The following is a 17836-nucleotide window of genomic DNA, read 5'->3' as shown; positions in this document are numbered from 1 at the left end:
CAGGGCTGTGCCTCGCTCAAAGGGCCGGGGGCGTCGCGCCCGGCTGGTGGGCAGCCTCGGCGCGCGCGACGCGCCGCTTGACCGCAATGAAACTGTCGGGGCTCACCGACATCGAGTCGATGCCGCACTCGACCAGAAACTCGGCGAACTCGGGGTGATCGCTCGGCGCCTGCCCGCACAGGCCGACATCGGCGCCGCTCTTGTGCGCCTCGGTAATGACGTTGCGGATCATCCACTTCACGGCGTCGTCCTGCTCGTCGAACAGGTCGGAGAGCTCGGCCGAGTCGCGGTCGACGCCGAGCGTGAGCTGGGTCAGGTCGTTACTGCCGATCGAGAAGCCGTCGAAGCGCTGCGCGAACGCGTGCGCCAGAATCACATTCGACGGAATCTCGCACATCACGTACACCTCGAGGCCCGCCTGCCCGCGCACCAGGCCGTTTTCCGCCATGACGGCGAGCACGCGGTCGGCTTCCCTGGCCGAGCGGCAAAACGGAATCATCACGATCACATTGGTGAACCCCAGCTGATTGCGCAGGCGGGCAATCGCCTGGCATTCCAGCGCGAAGCCCTCGCGATAGCGCGGCGAGTAATAGCGCGAAGCCCCCCGGAAACCCAGCATCGGGTTTTCTTCCTTCGGCTCGAACGCGGCGCCGCCGATCAGGTGCGCATACTCGTTGGTCTTGAAATCGCTCATGCGCACGACCACCGGGTGCGGGTATTGCAGCGCGGCGATTCGGCCGAGCCCGCGCGCGAGCCGGTCGACAAAATATTCGGTTTTGCTCTCGTAACCCGCCGTGAGCGCGGCAATGGCGGCCTTGGCCTGCGCATCGGCCAGCGTGTCGTAGCGCACCAGCGCCATCGGGTGGATCTTGATCAGATTGCTCACCACGAACTCCATGCGCGCCAGGCCGATGCCGTCGGCCGGCACCCGCCACCAGCGAAACGCCGCGGCGGGGTTGGCCAGATTCAGCATGACCTTGGTGCGCGTGGCCGGCAACTGCGTGAAATCGACGTCTTCGACGTCGTACTCGGCCAGGCCCTCGTAGATGAAGCCCTCGCGCCCCTGCGCGCAGGACACCGTCACCTGCTGCTCATCGTGCAGCACCTCGGTGGCGTTGCCGGTGCCGACGATGGCCGGCAGCCCCAGCTCGCGGCTCACGATCGCCGCGTGCGACGTGCGGCCGCCCTCGTTGGTCACGATCGCCGAGGCGCGGCGCATGACCGGCACCCAGTCGGGGTCGGTCGATTGCGTGACCAGAATCGCACCGTCGACAAACTTCGCCATCTCGCGCGGGCTCTCGATGATGCACACCTGGCCGGTGGCCACCGCGTCGCCCACGCTCACGCCGGTGGCCAGCGTGCGCCCGGCCTTCTTGATGCGATAGAGTTTTGTCGAGCCCGCTTCGCGCCGTGACTGCACGGTCTCGGGCCGTGCCTGCACGATAAACATCTCGCCGGTCTCGCCGTCCCTGGCCCATTCCATGTCCATCGGCCGGCCGTAATGCGCCTCGATCAGGCAGCCCCAGCGCGACAGCGCGAGGATCTGCGCGTCGTCGAGCACAAGGGCGACACGCTCGGCCTTGGCGGTGGCCACGTACTGCGTGGTGCCCTGGCCGCTCGTCGCATAGATCAGCTTGTGCTCCTTCGCGCCGCAGCGCTTGCCGATGATCGGGGCCAGCGCCTCGTCAGCCAGCAGCGGCTTGAACACCTCGTACTCGTCCGGCTCGACCGTGCCTTGCACCACGCTCTCGCCCAGCCCCCAGGCGGCGTTGATCAGCACCACCTTGTCGAAGCCGGTTTCCGTATCGATCGTGAACATCACACCGGCGCCGCCCCGGTCGGAGCGCACCATGCGCTGCACGCCCACCGACAGCGCCACCTTCATATGATCGAAACCCTTGGCCTGCCGGTAACTGATCGCCCGGTCGGTAAACAGCGACGCATAGCAGCGCCGGCTCGCGTCGAGCACCGCGCGCTCGCCGCGAACATTCAGGAAAGTCTCCTGCTGGCCGGCAAAGCTCGCATCCGGCAAATCCTCGGCGGTCGCGCTCGAGCGCACCGCCACATCCACCTCGGGCCGCCCGCTGCGGCGGTTCAACTCGGCGTAAGCCTGCGCCACCGCCTGCGCGGTCGCCGCCGGCCAGTTCCCATCCAGAATCGCGCGACGAATCGCCTGGCCGGCCTCGGCCAGCGTACGCTTGCCGGCAGCCAGATCGTCGAGCAGCGAAGCAATCACCGGGCGCAAATGATTGACGTCGAGATATTCGCGATACGCCGCCGCCGTCAACGCAAAACCGGGCGGCACCTGAATGCCGTGCGGCGCCAGCGCGCTGATCAACTCGCCAAGCGAGGCATTCTTGCCGCCAACCGTCGGCACGTCGCTACGCCGCAAATCCTCGAACCACATCACCCGTGAAATATCGTTGCTCATCGCCGTCTCCTCCCAAACCCGCCAGACCCGGCAACCGGGCTGGGCCAGCAGGCCGGCTGCGCGCCGACGCGATGCCCAGGCGAATTCGACGCTAAATGCGATAACGGCGCCTTGTCATCGTTGCACCCGATGCGGACCGGCGGCTTGATTTAGCACAAGGATGCGGCGGATAGCGGGGGGCCGCTCGAAGCTGCTGGTGCTGGAGAGAGAAAAAGCGGGGGGAGAAAAACGGAACAAAAACCGGAGGGAAAAACGGGGGGTAGGGCAGCTTCGGCTAACGACTTAACAGTCAGAGTCCATCCGTGTCGGGCATGTCGGACGAGTATGCGCTCATTTTCCCGCGGGCATATGTAGATTCGAGACGAAACCGATGCCTACTGCGCCGGTGGATGTCTGGTCGGAAGAAGCCAATCTCGGCCGTGCTCACCACAGTCCGTCGTGGAATGCATCGGCGGTCTCGGGAGTCGTGGGGAGCGTCAATCCTCACTCGCCCCCAGTATGCTCGGCAACGTCAAAGCTGGTCCAGACTGGAATGTTCTGGCGTCGGAGGATCGTCCAAATGAGTTTGGCGCAGACTTCCATGGCAAGTGCCACTACGCTCTCAGCGGATACCTTTGCTTCGCCCTGACGGAGCCTTAATGACATTGATGGGTCGACGTGGCCCTTATGCACGACCGCACTTCGCACTTCGTAGGTCTTTCCAACGATCGCGGCGTTACGTTCGCGTTCAGCCGGGGAGCCGCCGATTAGACGTGCCGTGCGCACCTTGATCTTGTGAGTCATCTCCGCGTTGCCACCGTCTTCCAGTAGTGTCTCGAAAGCTATCGCTACCTCAAGCGCTTTGTCCCCAGTGCTATGTCTCGAAAGCGCCAACCGGAGACGCGACAATGCGATGCGCACCTTCTCCTTAGCGCTGCCCTTAAGTGATATGAAAGCCTCAACCGCTTGCTGAGCCATTGCCGCATCAAGAGGTGGAAATGCTTCCAGTCTTCGGTTCGGAATGACTTCCACATTCCGGCTACTCAATGAGACTCCAAGGCGGGCGGCTTCCAAATCAGGATCATCGAAACTGAACCAATTCACCGCGTGGATCACGATGCGCGGGCCAACAATAGTCAAAGCCAAGATGGCGTCCGAAACGAGATCGCTGTCGGCGATGTAGTCGCCCGCAACAGGATCTTCTTGGCCAACCAGAAAAGGGTGCTTGGGGTACGAGATGACCAATGCAGAGCTTGGCGGCTCCCAATCGAGCATGCCCGCGACACTTGGACGTTGGCTAAAATCAAAGCTCGTCATCCGGCGCTTTTGCGGGCTGTCTGGTAGGTCGCTCAGCGGGACAAGTCTGAGGCGAGACGTCAGATCGACAGATGTCGTGACGGGAGCGCCGCGGATGAGCGTGATCATCTGTCCGTCCGCCTCAGACGTATGCAGGACCTTGTCCAACCATTGGATAGCCTTCTCGGATGATCCTAGTTCCAAGAGTTGTAGGACCAACTTCTGTCCGACGAACATTGGATAGAATCCCGACTTGCCACCCACCGAGGCGACCATGTGTACAACGTCACCAAGGAACCTGCTGTCTTTGACGATAATGTCTGATAAACATTCCGATAACTCCTGCAGTCGGAGTGTCGCACTTGAATTAACGCGTCGGTCAACTGACCTAAGCGCGGCGCTTAGTCCTCCAGGGTACTCCCGGGCCGCGATTTGAATAGAACGGAGCGCTTCTAGCAGTAGATCTTCAGTCGCAGGTTTTGGATTGACTGGCTTAGACATAGCGTTGTGTTGCAGTGCGATTTCGTTGTGACGGCAATGGTACACTCATTGCGCCACTCCAAGTCGACCCGATCATGAATGGCTACGCCACGGTTATCGAACTCAGAAACTGAGGGTCAACATTGGTTTGCTAAGCATTGCTTGCTGCAAAGCAGAAAGGGGGCAGAGGAAACGTTGACTCGTGTTCTCAGTCGACATCCAAACATGGACTTTGCGCCAGCCAATAGGCAGCCCTACATCATCAAAACGCAGGTGCTGGATGGAGGGCAAGGATGCGCTAGGCTCTCTATAAATCCTGATTCTATTGAAACCTCATTTGTTATTTCTCTCAGACATCAATCCTTTCGGTTGCGCCAGCGAACAAAATTCCTCCGCAGAGTATTTCATTATTAAAGCCACGATGCCGCTGGCGAGGAGTGGCGCTCCGATCTTAAAGTCGCTCATGGTCGTTATTATTGCGGCTGAGAAGTATTCATCATTAAATACTTTAGGCATATTTTTTGACCAAAGCTTGTAAATTGGGCTTGATGGTTTGCAGAAAGTTTTCCACGCGACGCGCCGAAGCAAAGCAAAAGTGGTTCGGCCAATCTGTTTTGGATCAGCTGCCCTTTCTGGCGGCGGCAATAGCTTTCGGTCCGGTGCGGCAATCTGCTTCACTGAGAACGATCGCATATCCCCCAGCAAATTCAGGCTTGCAACAGGAACACTATTCCCGATGAATCTGAATATTTCATCATCGGTACTATGATGCAGCAGGAGCACGGCTTTTGCTTGAATTTCAGTGGCATTCATTGGCAGTTGTTCCGTTCCTATCAACTCAGCGAGGATACATTCCTCTTCAATTCGTTCAATGAAACTTTTTTGAAAACGATGACGAGTTTTGTCTGACTGAATATTGTTGAGCTTGGATATCACCTCCTTTATCAAAATCTTTGAATCTTCGATTTTCTTTAAGCGAAGCCTACAAACTGCGAGCAAAGAGGTTGCCTCAAGGTAGAGGCGGGTATCTGAATTTGATAATTTTCTAACCCCTATCAACCCGGCTTCGGCGTATGTCAACCGATTGGCGTCAATACATGCCTCGTACGCCCACAATTTTGCTTTTAAAAGACGATGATGACCTCGATCATTCGGAAATAACGCTTGGATTTCAGTTGCAATCTCAACCGCCATCTCCGACTCTGCTCCTTGAACGGCTTGCTGTAGCCGCTTCTCTAGTGGTCGTAGCTTTTCGATTTGTTCGTCGCGTAATTTTGTATTCGACATATTTGGTGCGAGAGATGTCGGTGCAATCAGAATTATGGGGTCGGTATGGGAAGTCGGCAAGGCCAAGGGGCAAAGATTCTGCGGGTCATCAGGTCACCCGAAATAACCGACGCACACCCGCCAAAGCCGGTAGCCTGGCGAGTACCTCAAATGAGCCGCGCCCGGCCGGGTAAGGCATGGTCGGATATGTGCCAACTATGCGAATGTTTAGCAATAGATATGCATTCAGAATGACCACGCGTACCACTGCAACCCGGAGGAGGACACCGGGTTGCCAAGCGCCGGTTGCATCGGGCGCCATAGGCCCCGGAGCCGGCTATTCGTTCCCCCCGGCGATTTATTTTTGCTCGTGCCATAATTTCGTGGGAGCATACCCCGTCAATCGCGCGGTTTCTGTTGGAAGAGAACTATGTTTTTCACGTGATTGTCTGCTAATTTTTAAACAATGCCCCTGCGATGTGAATGTGGACGGGACTTTTTGGAGGGTTGTCCAGATGGGTTTATGAGCTGCTTCCCGTATTTTTTAGCCCGAACTATCTGTATAGATAACAAATAATCACTTGGATCTACGATAACTGCCTCCATGCCACGAAAAAAAAGTATCAAACTTTCGGCACACGACTTCAATACGGAGGTCGATAAGATAAGTGCCTTTCTGTCCTCCGTGTCCATGGCACAGACTGATGAGCATGTAACTTGGCTTCACAACTACGCGATTATTCGACTTTACAAAGAATTCGAAGGACTAATGCTCGACGCGCTCGTTGGCGCTGTAAACAACGACACTTCTACTCTGGCCGCGACCACAGACGTGGAGTTTCCAAAACACCTAACCGACGAAGTATGTGAATTTTTGATAACAGGAACGGGGTACTTTGACTTCAAGGGGCGTTCTGGACTAATCAAAACCATAAAGTCGTTCGTTCCAGATACGCACTATCTGGTTGTGATCATCAAGAAGCCTGTGTATAAGGTAGCGCTTGAGCGGCTTGCAACTCTTCGCAACTTTGCCGCTCATGAAAGCACCCCTTCTAAACGCGCAGCCCTGGAGGCTATCGGAGCGAAAAGATTGTCGTGTAGTGGCGCTTGGCTCAAAAGGCAAGAGCGATTTTCAAAAATAGCCAATAATCTAAAGGCGCTCGCCACAGAGATCCACGTCAATGCACCATACTAGATCCATTGTTCATTTAACATGAACCGAACGGCACTACACCGTTGGCTTGAGTATGCGAACGAGCGATACAGTGAAGAAGAATTGCCGCATCAAGCGCGGCCGTTTCGTGCAATGAGCGATTTTACAAGGGAGTATCGTTGCACACTAGAACTCTCATCGCCCGTAGCCAGCGAGATATTCTGTTGGTTTAGAGAGAATAGTGCGCCTGGATCTCACACCGTAGGTGCTATGTTTACCGGCGCCTTCTACTTCGACGCTTCCTTTTGGCCGCTTCATGTTCCCATCGTCCATGGTCAAGTGCAGTTAAGCGCCTTAGACTGCTTGGAAGCGATGCCTCGGCCCGTCAAGGATCGCGTTCTTAAGCAACCGGGGGAGCTGTGGCGACTCGCGCTCTATTGGGCTGATTGCGTGGATTATGCATACGGGCTTGACGACATTGGAAAACTAAAGTCGCTGTCAAGCCGTGCCCTCGAATTCGCACTGAGCGGTGCAAAGGAACTCGCGGGAGCTATAGCTCAACTGACTGTTCCGAAGCCAAACACGAAATCGATCCTTGGTTTTCGAATGGCGACTGAAATTTTTCTCAAGGCAGTGCTCATACAAGAGTCGAATGCGAGCGAATCTGAACTCAAGCGCTTCGGTCATCGGATAGGAGACATAGCGATGCACTGCCACACAATCACGGGGAACAAGGTGTTCGACACGATTGTGAGAAATGCTTTGGTGTTTCCCGACGTCTCGGCGCGATATGACTCCTTTGAATGGCCGTTCGCGCAAGTGTGGGGTGCAGTCCTGGTCGCTCAAACGGCCGGATCGGCGCTTGCGCGGCAGTACAGCGATCGAGATCTGAGCTCGTACGTTCTTGCGAGCAGCAGTGCACTGGCCACGGGCGGTCGGTGAGTCGGACTCCGCATGCTTGAGCGCGTCCATGGTCTGGCTGTCCGTAAATCTTGACTTCTTTATCTGCAGGACTCCACCTTAACGAGAAGATTCTATTTCTCCCAGCGTCTGTTTGCGGGAGGGCATTACCTCGACACTGGCCGCGTGTGTAATCATGATCTGGCTCGCTTCGAGCAACCATAGCTGCTGATGCTGCAATGGCGGCAGCGGCCAAGCACAGAGCAACCGAGGATTCTCATGCCGCCATGCAGGCGCTAATTTAATTGAGCTTTACTGGAAGCCCATTGGTACGAGTGGCGGGGCAGATCACCCGAGCGCTGAAGTGGCATCGTCGGCAGGAAGCGTCAATCGACACCGATGCACAGACCGCCGACAAGCCAGTGCATTGCTACGCAGGATACGATAGAGGCCAGGTCGAACACGTTCTCCTAATAGATTGCGCCCGTTTCTGACCGGTCACCCGTCCACCATGTGATGTGTCTCAGAGGAAAATTATGATCGCGCACAGCCCCGAGCATGCAGTAGAACTACTGGATCGAGCGTTCAATGAGCGTGACATTGATACCGTCATGAGCTTTTATGAAGACACGGCGGTCGTCGTCACTGAGCCGGGGAAAGCAGTGTGCGGACGAGCGCAGCTACTCGAGTTTTTCGAGCGTGCGATGAAATCGGGCGCGTCGGCCACGCAGCTCAAAAGCCGTGTTTTCGAGGCAGATGGGATTGCGCTGTTCCTGTCTCGGTGGACGCTGGAGTACAAGGAATCGAATGGGGAGGTTGCCACGAGGCAACTCGTCGCAACGACGGTCTTCCGCAAGCAGCCCGGCGGCGGCTGGAAGGTCCTGATCGACAATTCCTTGGGGCCACTTGTGCTCGACGCATAAAATCGCCAGCTCGGGCGCGCACAAATCTGGTTTCAGCGCACGACCTGGCTATCGATAGATCCGCAGTTCATTGCTTGGCGAATGGCCGTTTCCGGGTGACGCAAACGTCTATTCGGGGTCGATTTCAGGGGAATGCGTCGGGCGGCGATCGGCCATTTGCTGCCGTTCTCGACCGGCAGCTTCGGAGCGTCCCATAAACTCGCGGTGGCCCGGTGCTGATTTAGAATCGCAATATGACGACGCGTTATCCTTGAATCTCGAACAATCTTCACAGGATCTGGCTGGTCGAGTGCGCCAGTGATGCAACCCAAACGTCGTACTGGCGGGACTGCCTGCTGGATTCAGCACCGAATAAAGCAAATGACGATCGAACATTCTAAAGCGCAGTTGATCTCGCTCATCGACAACGCCGACCTAAAAGTCATCGCGCTGACAGGCGCATGGGGCACCGGCAAAACTCACCTCTGGAACGAGATTCGCAAAGAGTCGGAGGACCCGATTGTCAAAGGCGCGCGCTACGTGTCCCTCTTTGGATTGAAAGACATCAATCAGCTCAAGCTCAAGGTGGTCCAAAGCGCGCTCCCAGTAGGCGGCGACAGCAGCTCGCTGACAGAAGGTCTGATGAAGACTTGGAAGGCCAGCGTCGACGCCTTGAAGAAGGTCCACCCGGGGTTTTTGGCGCTCGACGAGCTTGCGCTGGTAGCAGTTCCTGTCGCTTTGCGCGACCGATTCGTAGTCATCGATGACATCGAAAGAAAGCATGCCTCGTTGTCAGTCGACGAGGTCCTAGGCTTCGTCAACGAATACTCTCAGAATTTTGGTACGCGATTCCTCTTGATTCTCAACTCGGACCAGTTCTCCGCGCCTACCGACAGCCCGCTCTGGGTGGCATTCCGAGAGAAGGTGGTCGAAGAAGAGCTTCGTTTCACGCCGACACCTGGGGAAGCGTTTGAAATCGCGGTTCCGAACTTGAATAGTCCTTACCGCGCGACGGCCAAGACTGCGGTGGACGCGTGCGGGATCACCAATATCCGGGTCATCCGTAAGGCTTACCGTCTTGTGGTTCAGCTCCTCGGTGACACTGGCGACATGCCTCTCGGGATACAGGCACGGACCGTTCCCTCGATTGTGCTCATTTCCGCTCTTGCAAACAATGCCATCAAGGACGGACCGACTCTGGAGTATGTCGCAGGCTACAACCGAGGTCCGAGCGACTTTCTTAGCCGCCACCTCAGGCAGGGAGGCGATGCGTCAAAGGAGAAAAGCGAGGAGTCCACACCAGCCGCATGGAAAGTTCTGCTGTCAAAGCTAGAGATCAATTCTTCGGACGAATTTGAAGAACTGGTTGTCGGCTTCGTTCGCGACGGAAGGCACGACGCAAGGGCGATTGAGGCCATCGTCCAAGGCTACCAACACAACGAGAATCGCACCGAAGCTAGAAATCTCGCGCGTGCATTCTTCGAGCGCTCCGTTTGGTACGTCACAGACTGCGACGACGATCTCGTAGATGATGCGGTCAAGCTCATCGCCAGAGTGGCGGACCTTGACCCCTACACTGTCACGGCGCTCGGAAAGCAGATGTTCGATCTACCCGGCGGTGCCAAACTTGAAAATGATTTGATTGATGGTTGGTTGGTTCACTTCGCGACCATCGCCGACAACACCGAATTCGGAGAATTACCGGGCCATCAGCCGCTACATCCAAGACTTAAGGCAGCAATCGACAAAGCGCGCGATGCTCGAATTCACAGTGCGACTGTCGTCGATGCCATCAAGCACATTCATGAGAACAACGGATGGGGGCATCGGGAAGAAGCGGCGATGCGAGCGGCTACGATCGACGATTTCGAGACTGCGATGCGGACGTTGAAAGGTCGTGATTTTAAGCTTTTCGTACTCAAAAGTTTGGACATTCTCGAGCAGCACGAAATGTACGAGAAACACTTCGGCCAGGCTGGGATGAATTTCTTGGAAGCATGCCGGCGCATCGTCAGAGCCGAGGAAGACAATCGTTTCGGACGGTTGTTGCGGACATTGTTCGCAGAGAGCAAAGTTCCAGCGCTTTTGGCCGAGGGCGGAGTTGAGGCCGAGCGCCAGGTGCAGACAGCGGTCGACTGCAATGCAGCGGTGCCAGGGCGACTGTCCCCGGCCCCCTAAGGGGCAGTCAACCTCCATCGGGAGCACGGGCCTGCGGCGACATCTCCTTCGTTGCTCGACTGTACGAGCGTCAGCTACTGGGCGCCCAAACCCGTACTGCCGACGTCGGGTATGGGTCGCCAAGCGCCGATCGATATTAAGCAACACACCAACCCGACCTGCGCGCCCGCGTCATGCGGCGTCGCGTGTACCAGTTCCGCACCCTCCACCCCGCACCCGCTCCGACCCATCTACCCCCCCGGCCCGCCACCCAACCTCACTCATGCCTGAGCGCCTCGATAGGATCGAGCCGCGCTGCGCGGCGGGCCGGGAAATAGCCGAAGACCACGCCGATGGCTGCGGAGAAGGCGAAGGAAAGCACGTTGATGCCGAGGTTGAAGACATAGGGCACCTGCATGACGCCGGCCAGGAAGATCGACGCCGCCGTGGCGATGGCGATGCCGATCAGGCCGCCCAGGCTGGACAGCACGACCGCTTCGATCAGGAACTGCAGCAGCACCTCGCGCTCCAGCGCGCCGATGGCCAGGCGGATGCCGATCTCCCGGGTGCGTTCGGTAACCGACACGAGCATGATGTTCATGATGCCGATGCCGCCCACCAGCAGGCTCACCGCCGCCACCGCGCCGAGCAGGGTGGTGAGCACATTGGTGGTGCCGGACAGGGCTTCGGCGATCTGCTTGGTGTCCATGACATTGAAGTTGTCGTTTTCATTCGCCGCGATGTGGCGCCGTTCCCGCAGGAGCAGCTGGAGCTGGTTCTGCACCTTGCCGGTGGACACGCCGTCCTTGACCGACACGATCAGCGTGCCGACGTCGAGGCTGCCGGTCAGGCGCCGCTGCACGGTGCGCAGGGGCATGACCACCACGTCGTCCTGGTCCTGGCCCATGCCCGACTGCCCCTTGGCCTTGAGCAGGCCGATGACGTTGCATGCGAACTGCTTGACGCGGATGCTGCTGCCGATGGGGTTCTGGCTGCCGAACAGTTCCTTGCGCACCCGCTCGCCGATCACGCAGACGGCCGCGCCGGCCCGCTCCTCGCCTTCGTAGAAGGTGCGGCCGGCGGCCAGCGTCCAGTCCCTGGCCATGAACCACTGGTCGCTGGTGCCCTGTACCGTGGTGGACCAGTTGTTGGCGCCGGCCACCACGGTGACCATGGTGCTGGCGATCGGGGCGACGGCCGCCAGGCCGGGGATCTGCGCCTTGATGGCGTTGACGTCGGCGAGCTTGAAGCTGGGCGCGCCCGCGGAGCCCTGGCCTGGGCCGAGCCGCTGGCCGGGCCGGATCATGATCAGGTTGCTGCCCAGGCTGGCCACCTGGGCGGCGACGGCCCGGGTGGCGCCGTTGCCCAGGGTGACCATGGTGATCACCGCCGCGACGCCGATGACGATGCCGAGGATGGTGAGGAACGAGCGCATCAGGTTGCGCCGGATCTCCCGCAGCGCGATCAGCAGCGTGTTCCGGTTCATGGCGCGGCCTTCCTGGTGTCTTTGTCGCTCTCCACCGTGCCGTCGACGAAATACACCTGCCGGTGCGCATAGTCGGCCATCGCCGACTCGTGGGTCACCATCAGGACGGTGATGCCCATGTCCCGGTTGAGCGCCGCCAGCAGTTCCATGATTTCGTGGCTGCGCCGGGTGTCGAGGTTGCCGGTGGGCTCGTCCGCGAGCAGCACGGTGGGGTGGGTGACGATGGCCCGGGCGATGGCCACGCGCTGCTGCTGGCCGCCGGACAGTTCGGCCGGGGTGTGGTCTTCCCAGCCGGCCAGGCCCACCTGGTCCAGCGCCGCGCGTGCGGCGGCGTGGCGGCTGGCCGGCGATTCGCCCCGGTACAGCAGCGGCAGCTCGACGTTTTCCAGGGCGCTGGTGCGGGCCAGCAGGTTGAAGCCCTGGAACACGAAGCCCAGGTAGTTGCGGCGCAGCAGGGCGCGCTGGTTGCGGTTGAGCTGCTCCACGTGAATGCCCTTGAACCGGTAGACGCCGCTGGTGGGCGTGTCCAGGCAGCCGATGATGTTCATGACCGTCGACTTGCCCGATCCGCTGGGGCCCATCACCGCGACGAAGTCTCCGGCGTCGACGGCGAGGTCGACGCCGCGCAGCGCCTGGAAGGCCGCCGGGCCCTGGCCATAGGTCTTGGTGACCGCTTCGAGGGCGATGATGCGGGTGTCGGCCGCGGTCTGCCCGTTCATGGCTGCGCCGTCGACAAGGTGTCGGTGATCACCTGCGTGCCGGCGCGCAGGTCGCCGCCGGTCACCTGGGTCTGGCTGCCGTTCGTGTAGCCGACCGTGACGTCCACCGGAACGGCCTGTCCGCTGCGCAGCACCCAGACGCGCTGGCTGCCTTCCTTCTTCTCCTTGGCCAGCTTCTTCTGCGGCTGCAGCGGCGGGCGCGGCATCATGGCCGAGAGCAGCCCGCCCGATTTCTTGGCCGCGGTGGCGGTCTCGGCGGGGCTGAAGCGAAGGGCCGCGTTCGGCACCAGCAGCACATCCTTCAATTCCACCGTGGTGATCTCGGCGGTCGCCGTCATGCCGGGCCTGAGGCTCAGATCCTGGTTGTCCACCTGCAGGGTCGTGAGGTAGGAGACGACTTTGTCCGTGGTTTGCGAGCCGAAGCTCACGCGGGTGACGCGGGCCTTGTATTTGCGGTTGGGCCAGGCATCCACGGTGAACACGGCGGACTGCCCGTCCTTGACGTTGCCGACGTCGGCTTCGTCCACATCGACCTGCAGCTCCATTTTGGAGAGATCTTCCGCGAGGGTGAACAGCACGGGGGTCTGCATCGTCGCGGCCACGGTCTGGCCCGGGTCGACCTTGCGGGTCAGCACCACGCCGTCGATCGGCGAGTGGATGTAGGCCTTGGCCAAAGTGGTTTCCTCGGCGCGCAGAGCGGCCTTGGCCTGCAACACCGAGGCCGCGGCGCTGGCTTCGTCGGCAATGGCGCGTTGCTCGTCGGCCGCGGCGATGTCCAGCTCCTGCTTCGAAGGCACCTTGCCGCCGGAGAGTTCGGCCACCTGCCGGTAGCGGGCCAGCGTCGCCTTCGCCTGGGCGACCGTGGCCCGTTTCTGCAGCACCGTCGCGTCGGCCGCCGCCAGCGTGGCCCTGGCCTTGGCCACGGCGTCCTGCTGCTTGGAGGTGTCCAGACTCGCCAGGAGCTGGCCCTTTTTTACCCGGTCGTTGACGTCTACGTTGACGTCCTCGATGGTTCCGGACACTTCGCTGCCGACTTCCACTTCGTTGGTCGGCGCCAGCGTGCCGGTTGCGGACACGGTGACGGTCAGGTCGCCCTTTTGGGCCTCCGAGGTCTGGTAGCGGGGTGCCTGTGCGTTGTTGCGCGATCCGATAACGAAGAAGGCCAGGGCGGCCAGGGCAGCCAGGGCGACGATCGCCGCTGCCCACCACCAGAGGCGGCGGCCGGTCCATCGCTGCATGCCCGAGCTCAGGCCCAGGGTCGCCTTGATGTCGCCGGAGGACGGGTTTTTCGGTGGGTTCATGCTGGTCTGCCTGTGGTCTGAATCGGGAAGGTCGGTACGCTCACTCCGGCCGCGGCTGCGCGCTCTGCGGCGTGTTGCTCCAGCCGCCGCCGAGGGCCTTGTAGAGCTGGATCAGGGAGGTGGCGGTGTCCGCCTCGCTGCTTTTCAGGCTGTCCTGCACGGAGAGCAGCGTCCGCTGGCTGGTGAGCACGGTTTCGAAATCGACCAGGCCGGCGGCATATTGCTGCTGGGCCAGTTGCTCGGCATTGGCGGCGGACTGGGCCGCGACCCTGAGCGCCTGCACGCGCCAACGGCCGTTGGCCAGGGCGGTCAGGGCATTTTCCACGTCGCTCAGGGCGGCCAGCACGGCGGCCTGATAGGCGGCCAGCGCCTGGGCCTGCACGGCGCTCTGGACTTCCACCTGCTGTTTGAGCCGGCCGCCGTCGAACACGGTGCCGGCCAGGTTCGCCAGCAGCGAGCCGGCCGTGGCGTTGCCGCCCGTCAGGCCGCCGAGCGTGAGGGATTCGAGGCCGAACGATCCGCTCAACGCCAGGTTGGGATAGCGGTTCGCCTCGGCGACGCCGATGCGCGCGGTTTCCGCGGCCAGGGTGCGTTCGGCGGCCCGAACGTCGGGGCGCTGCCGCAGGGTGTCTGCGGGAATGCCCACCGCGACCGCCTCCGGCACTGCGGGGATGTTCTCCGGCGGGTCGAGCAGGGCGTTCAGGCTGCCGGGTGTCTTGCCGAGCAGGACCGCCAGGCGGTTTTTCGTTTCGGCCACGCTGGTCTCGAGCGGCAGGATGCTGGCACGGGTCTGCTCGAGATTGGTGCGGGCCTGCTCCACGTCGAGGCTGGTCACCAGGCCCGCCTGCGCGCGCCATTCGGCGATCTGCAGGGTTTGCGCCTGGGTGGCCTCGTTGGCCCGCGCAATCGCCAGACGCCCCTGGTAGGCGCGCAGCTCCACGTCGTTGACGGCCACTTCCGCCACGAGTGACACCTGGGTGGCGTGCAAGGACGCCTCGCTGGCTTCCAGGTCCGCCTGCGCCGCCTCGGCGCCGCGCCGCAGTCCGCCGAAGATGTCCGGCTCCCATGCTGCGTCGAAGCCTGCGCTGAAGTAGTTGCGCGAGCCTGCCGCGCCGGTCGTCCCGCTGAACTTGCTGTGCTGGGCCGAGCCCGATGCGCTGACCGTGGGATAGAACTGCGCGCCGGCCAGCGCGCGCAGGGCCCGCGCCTGCCGCAGCCGGGCGCGCGCGGCTGCCAGATCGGTATTGGATGCGAGCGCCTCCGTGATCAGGCGCTCGAGGACGGGGTCGTTCAAGCGCGTCCACCACTTGGCCAACGCGTCCGCATCGACCGGGCCTGCCTGATGGGCGGCATGCCAGTTCTCGGGCACCGCGACGTGCGGCTTGCTGTAATCGGGACCGACCGCGGCGCAGCCCGACAGCAGAAGGGCGATGAGCGCCGTGCCGGCCACGGCGCGGACGCGCCGCCACCCGGATGCGGGCCTCGCCGGAGCCGATCCGCGATCTGCCGGGCACGCCGCCGGCGTGGCGCCGATGCTCGAAGTGCAGGCCTTCGTTGCGCGCTTCATCGGGGGTCTCTGAGGGTAATCGATGGATCCAGAAGTGGTCTGCAAAAAAGCCAAACGGCTGGCGTGTGCGCTGCCCAAAGACGAAACAAATCAGCCTTGCCGCGACCGGATCGGCGCTCGCAACGAAGCGCACGACGTGGGCTCGCGGTCTTGGAGGCGGCCAACGCACGGCGCCAGCGGCAGGGGCCAGGGACTGCCGCTCAAGACCGGCACCATGGTCGATGCACCTTGTTTGCCGCGTCCGGTTCCACCGACATTACACGCACGGCCGTGGCCCGGAGATGCGCAAAATCAAGGAAAGCAGCCATTGGCGTTGTGGAATGAAGGCGCTCATGGGCGTAAAGGCAGACCCGGGCCCGTGGTGCATAAGGGGGCGATGGCATGCCAGTACGCAAGCTGCTGTATAGTTGCCGGGTCGTTTGCGCGCAACGTGATAACTCGCATCCAGCAACGCTGCGACACCATCCCTTTGTCTTTGCCTCTCTCATTCCCGAGACCCAACCCGCATGGATCGCCTGGCCGCAATGGAAACCTTCGTCGCCGTCGTAGACGCCGGCTCGTTCTCGGCCGCGGCGCGTCGGCTTCAAATTGGACAACCCGCCGTATCGAAGTCGATCGCGCAACTGGAAGAGCATCTGAATGCCCGGCTCCTGTTGCGCTCGACCCGCGGCCTGACGCCTACCGACGCCGGCCAGCGGTTCTACGAACATGCGTGCCTGGCGATCGAAGAGGCCGATCGCGCGGAGCATTCGGTGCGTGAATCGTCGACGGGACTGTCGGGCAGGCTGCGGGTGGGCGCCGCCGTGACCTTCGCGCGGCTGCACGTCATTCCCGCCCTGGGCGCGTTCCTCGAGCAGCACCAGCGACTCGACGTGGAGATCGTGATGGACGACCGTCCGATCGATCTGCTCGAGGAAGGCGTCGACGTCGCGTTGCGCATGGGCCGACTCGACGATTCCGCGATGACCGCGCGTCGGGTGGCGAGCGGGCGGCGGCTCGTGGTCGGCACGAAGGCGTATTTCGCGCGGCATGGCGTGCCGCACACGCCGGCCGACCTCAGCCGGCATCGGGCCATCGTTCACGCGATGCGCAGCGGCGGCGATGCCTGGGCGTTCGGGCACGCGGACGGCACGGAAGCCGCGGTTACGGTGTCGGGCCGGCTGCGGGTCAGTGCTGCCGAAGGCGTGCGCGCCGCCGTGCTCGCCGATCTGGGACTGGCTGTGGCCTCGGAATGGATGTTCGCGCCGGAGCTCGCGGACGGCTCGGTGCAGGCGGTGCTCACGGACTGGACGCTGCCGGGCGTCGACGTATGGGCGGTTTTTCCTTCCGGGCGGATGGCAACGACGAAGGCGCGCGCCTTCGTCACTTTCGTCGAAAGCCTGTTTGCCAAAACGGCCGGCGACTCGCCTTCAGATTCCGGCCTTGCCGATTGAGGCGCCGCCATCGACAAAGAGCGTCTGCCCGGTGATGAAGCCCGCATCGTCCGAAAGCAGGAACGCAATCGCCGCGGCGATATCTTCCGGCTTGCCGAAGCGCCCCATGGGCACGCCCGCCAGATAACGCCGCTCGCCTTCGCTGCCGGGCGGATTGTTGGCCCGGAAAAGCTCCGTTTCGGTGGGCCCGGGCGCCACTGAATTCACCGTGATGCCAGTCGTTGCGAGTTCCAGCGCCCATGTGCGTGCGAAGCTCACGAGCGCGGCCTTGGCCGCGGCATAGGCCGTGCGTTGCGTGATGCCGAGAATGGTGAGGCTGGAGATATTGACGATGCGCCCCCAGCCGCGCTCGCGCATGCCGGGCACAAATGCCTGCGCCGTCTGGATGGCCGGATGAAGATTCACGGAGAATACTTCGTCGAGCACATCGAGATCGACCGCTTCGACGCGTTGCGGCCGGACCAGGCCAACATTGTTGATGATGCCGTCGACGCGATGGCGTTGCGCCAACTCGCGCAGGGCCGCGTCGGTCGCGGCGCGATCGCCGAGGTCCAGCGTGACGAGTTCGCCGGGAAACGCCGCGTGCGAACGCGCGATGCCGATGACCCGGTGGCCTGCGGCGACGAGCCGCTCGCTGAGCGCGAGACCGATGCCTTTGGTGGCGCCCGTCACCAGAAAAGTACGCTTTGTCATGATGGTCATGGGGTATGGGATAGGGTAAAGGGAAAGGAAAAGCCGCCCGAAGGCGGCGATGACCTGCGCGTTC

At 61.3% G+C, this 17836-nt stretch carries 13 protein-coding genes; 5 read left to right on the top strand and 8 right to left on the bottom strand.

The genetic code is table 11. The features are described 5' to 3' along the window. Window positions 1-16: 16 nt before the first annotated feature. The 3 genes from ppsA to PATSB16_RS20880 form a co-directional block, all read right to left on the bottom strand. On the bottom strand, window positions 17-2431 hold the full coding sequence (gene ppsA / locus PATSB16_RS11550; RefSeq protein WP_047214272.1) for a phosphoenolpyruvate synthase: 2415 nt from the start codon (window positions 2429-2431) through the stop codon (window positions 17-19). 483 nt (window positions 2432-2914) lie between these two features. Beyond that, a complete protein-coding gene (locus PATSB16_RS11545; protein WP_156884727.1) occupies window positions 2915-3835 on the bottom strand; it encodes a HEPN domain-containing protein in 921 nt (306 codons plus the stop codon). 684 nt (window positions 3836-4519) lie between these two features. Beyond that, window positions 4520-5473: a hypothetical protein gene (locus tag PATSB16_RS20880; protein WP_156884725.1), complete on the bottom strand. Its 954-nt coding sequence runs from the start codon at window positions 5471-5473 to the stop codon at window positions 4520-4522. A 583-nt stretch (window positions 5474-6056) separates the two neighbouring features. On the opposite strand from PATSB16_RS20880, the gene PATSB16_RS11540 reads away from it, so the two are divergent. The 4 genes from PATSB16_RS11540 to PATSB16_RS11525 all read left to right on the top strand — a co-directional run bounded on the left by PATSB16_RS11540 (window position 6057) and on the right by PATSB16_RS11525 (window position 10585). Further along, the gene (locus PATSB16_RS11540) at window positions 6057-6647 is read left to right on the top strand and encodes a hypothetical protein (protein ID WP_047214270.1); all 591 of its coding nucleotides are present in this window, start codon (window positions 6057-6059) and stop codon (window positions 6645-6647) included. Between the two features lie 228 nt (window positions 6648-6875). After that, on the top strand, window positions 6876-7547 hold the full coding sequence (locus PATSB16_RS11535) for a hypothetical protein (RefSeq protein ID WP_047214269.1): 672 nt from the start codon (window positions 6876-6878) through the stop codon (window positions 7545-7547). A 494-nt stretch (window positions 7548-8041) separates the two neighbouring features. Continuing rightward, on the top strand, window positions 8042-8428 hold the full coding sequence (locus PATSB16_RS11530) for a YybH family protein (protein ID WP_047214268.1): 387 nt from the start codon (window positions 8042-8044) through the stop codon (window positions 8426-8428). A 360-nt stretch (window positions 8429-8788) separates the two neighbouring features. Further along, window positions 8789-10585: a P-loop NTPase fold protein gene (locus PATSB16_RS11525; RefSeq protein WP_047214267.1), complete on the top strand. Its 1797-nt coding sequence runs from the start codon at window positions 8789-8791 to the stop codon at window positions 10583-10585. A 256-nt stretch (window positions 10586-10841) separates the two neighbouring features. On the opposite strand, the gene PATSB16_RS11520 is transcribed toward PATSB16_RS11525, so the two are convergent. The 4 genes from PATSB16_RS11520 to PATSB16_RS11505 are packed head-to-tail and all read right to left on the bottom strand — an operon-like array spanning window position 10842 to window position 15637. Beyond that, on the bottom strand, window positions 10842-12050 hold the full coding sequence (locus tag PATSB16_RS11520; protein WP_047214266.1) for an ABC transporter permease: 1209 nt from the start codon (window positions 12048-12050) through the stop codon (window positions 10842-10844). Then, window positions 12047-12769: an ABC transporter ATP-binding protein gene (locus PATSB16_RS11515; RefSeq protein ID WP_047214265.1), complete on the bottom strand. Its 723-nt coding sequence runs from the start codon at window positions 12767-12769 to the stop codon at window positions 12047-12049. The genes PATSB16_RS11520 and PATSB16_RS11515 overlap by 4 nt, the downstream gene beginning before the upstream one ends. After that, entirely contained in the window at window positions 12766-14070 is a 1305-nt protein-coding gene (locus PATSB16_RS11510; protein ID WP_047214264.1) for an efflux RND transporter periplasmic adaptor subunit, read from the bottom strand. Before PATSB16_RS11510 ends, PATSB16_RS11515 begins: the two co-directional genes overlap by 4 nt. Window positions 14071-14110: 40 nt before the next feature. Beyond that, on the bottom strand, window positions 14111-15637 hold the full coding sequence (locus PATSB16_RS11505) for an efflux transporter outer membrane subunit (RefSeq protein ID WP_083566763.1): 1527 nt from the start codon (window positions 15635-15637) through the stop codon (window positions 14111-14113). Between the two features lie 506 nt (window positions 15638-16143). Between PATSB16_RS11505 and PATSB16_RS11500 the strand changes: the two genes are divergently transcribed. Further along, complete coding sequence (locus tag PATSB16_RS11500; protein ID WP_047214261.1) at window positions 16144-17070, top strand: LysR family transcriptional regulator; 927 nt, start codon at window positions 16144-16146, stop codon at window positions 17068-17070. Here PATSB16_RS11500 and PATSB16_RS11495 read toward each other — a convergent pair. Continuing rightward, complete coding sequence (locus PATSB16_RS11495; RefSeq protein WP_047216496.1) at window positions 17047-17763, bottom strand: SDR family oxidoreductase; 717 nt, start codon at window positions 17761-17763, stop codon at window positions 17047-17049. The genes PATSB16_RS11500 and PATSB16_RS11495 overlap by 24 nt on opposite strands. Window positions 17764-17836: the final 73 nt, after the last annotated feature.

The organism is Pandoraea thiooxydans (genome assembly GCF_001931675.1).
GTDB classification, from domain to species: domain Bacteria; phylum Pseudomonadota; class Gammaproteobacteria; order Burkholderiales; family Burkholderiaceae; genus Pandoraea; species Pandoraea thiooxydans.
Note: the sequence above shows the minus strand (reverse complement) of the source record. Positions and strands in the feature narration are given on the sequence as shown.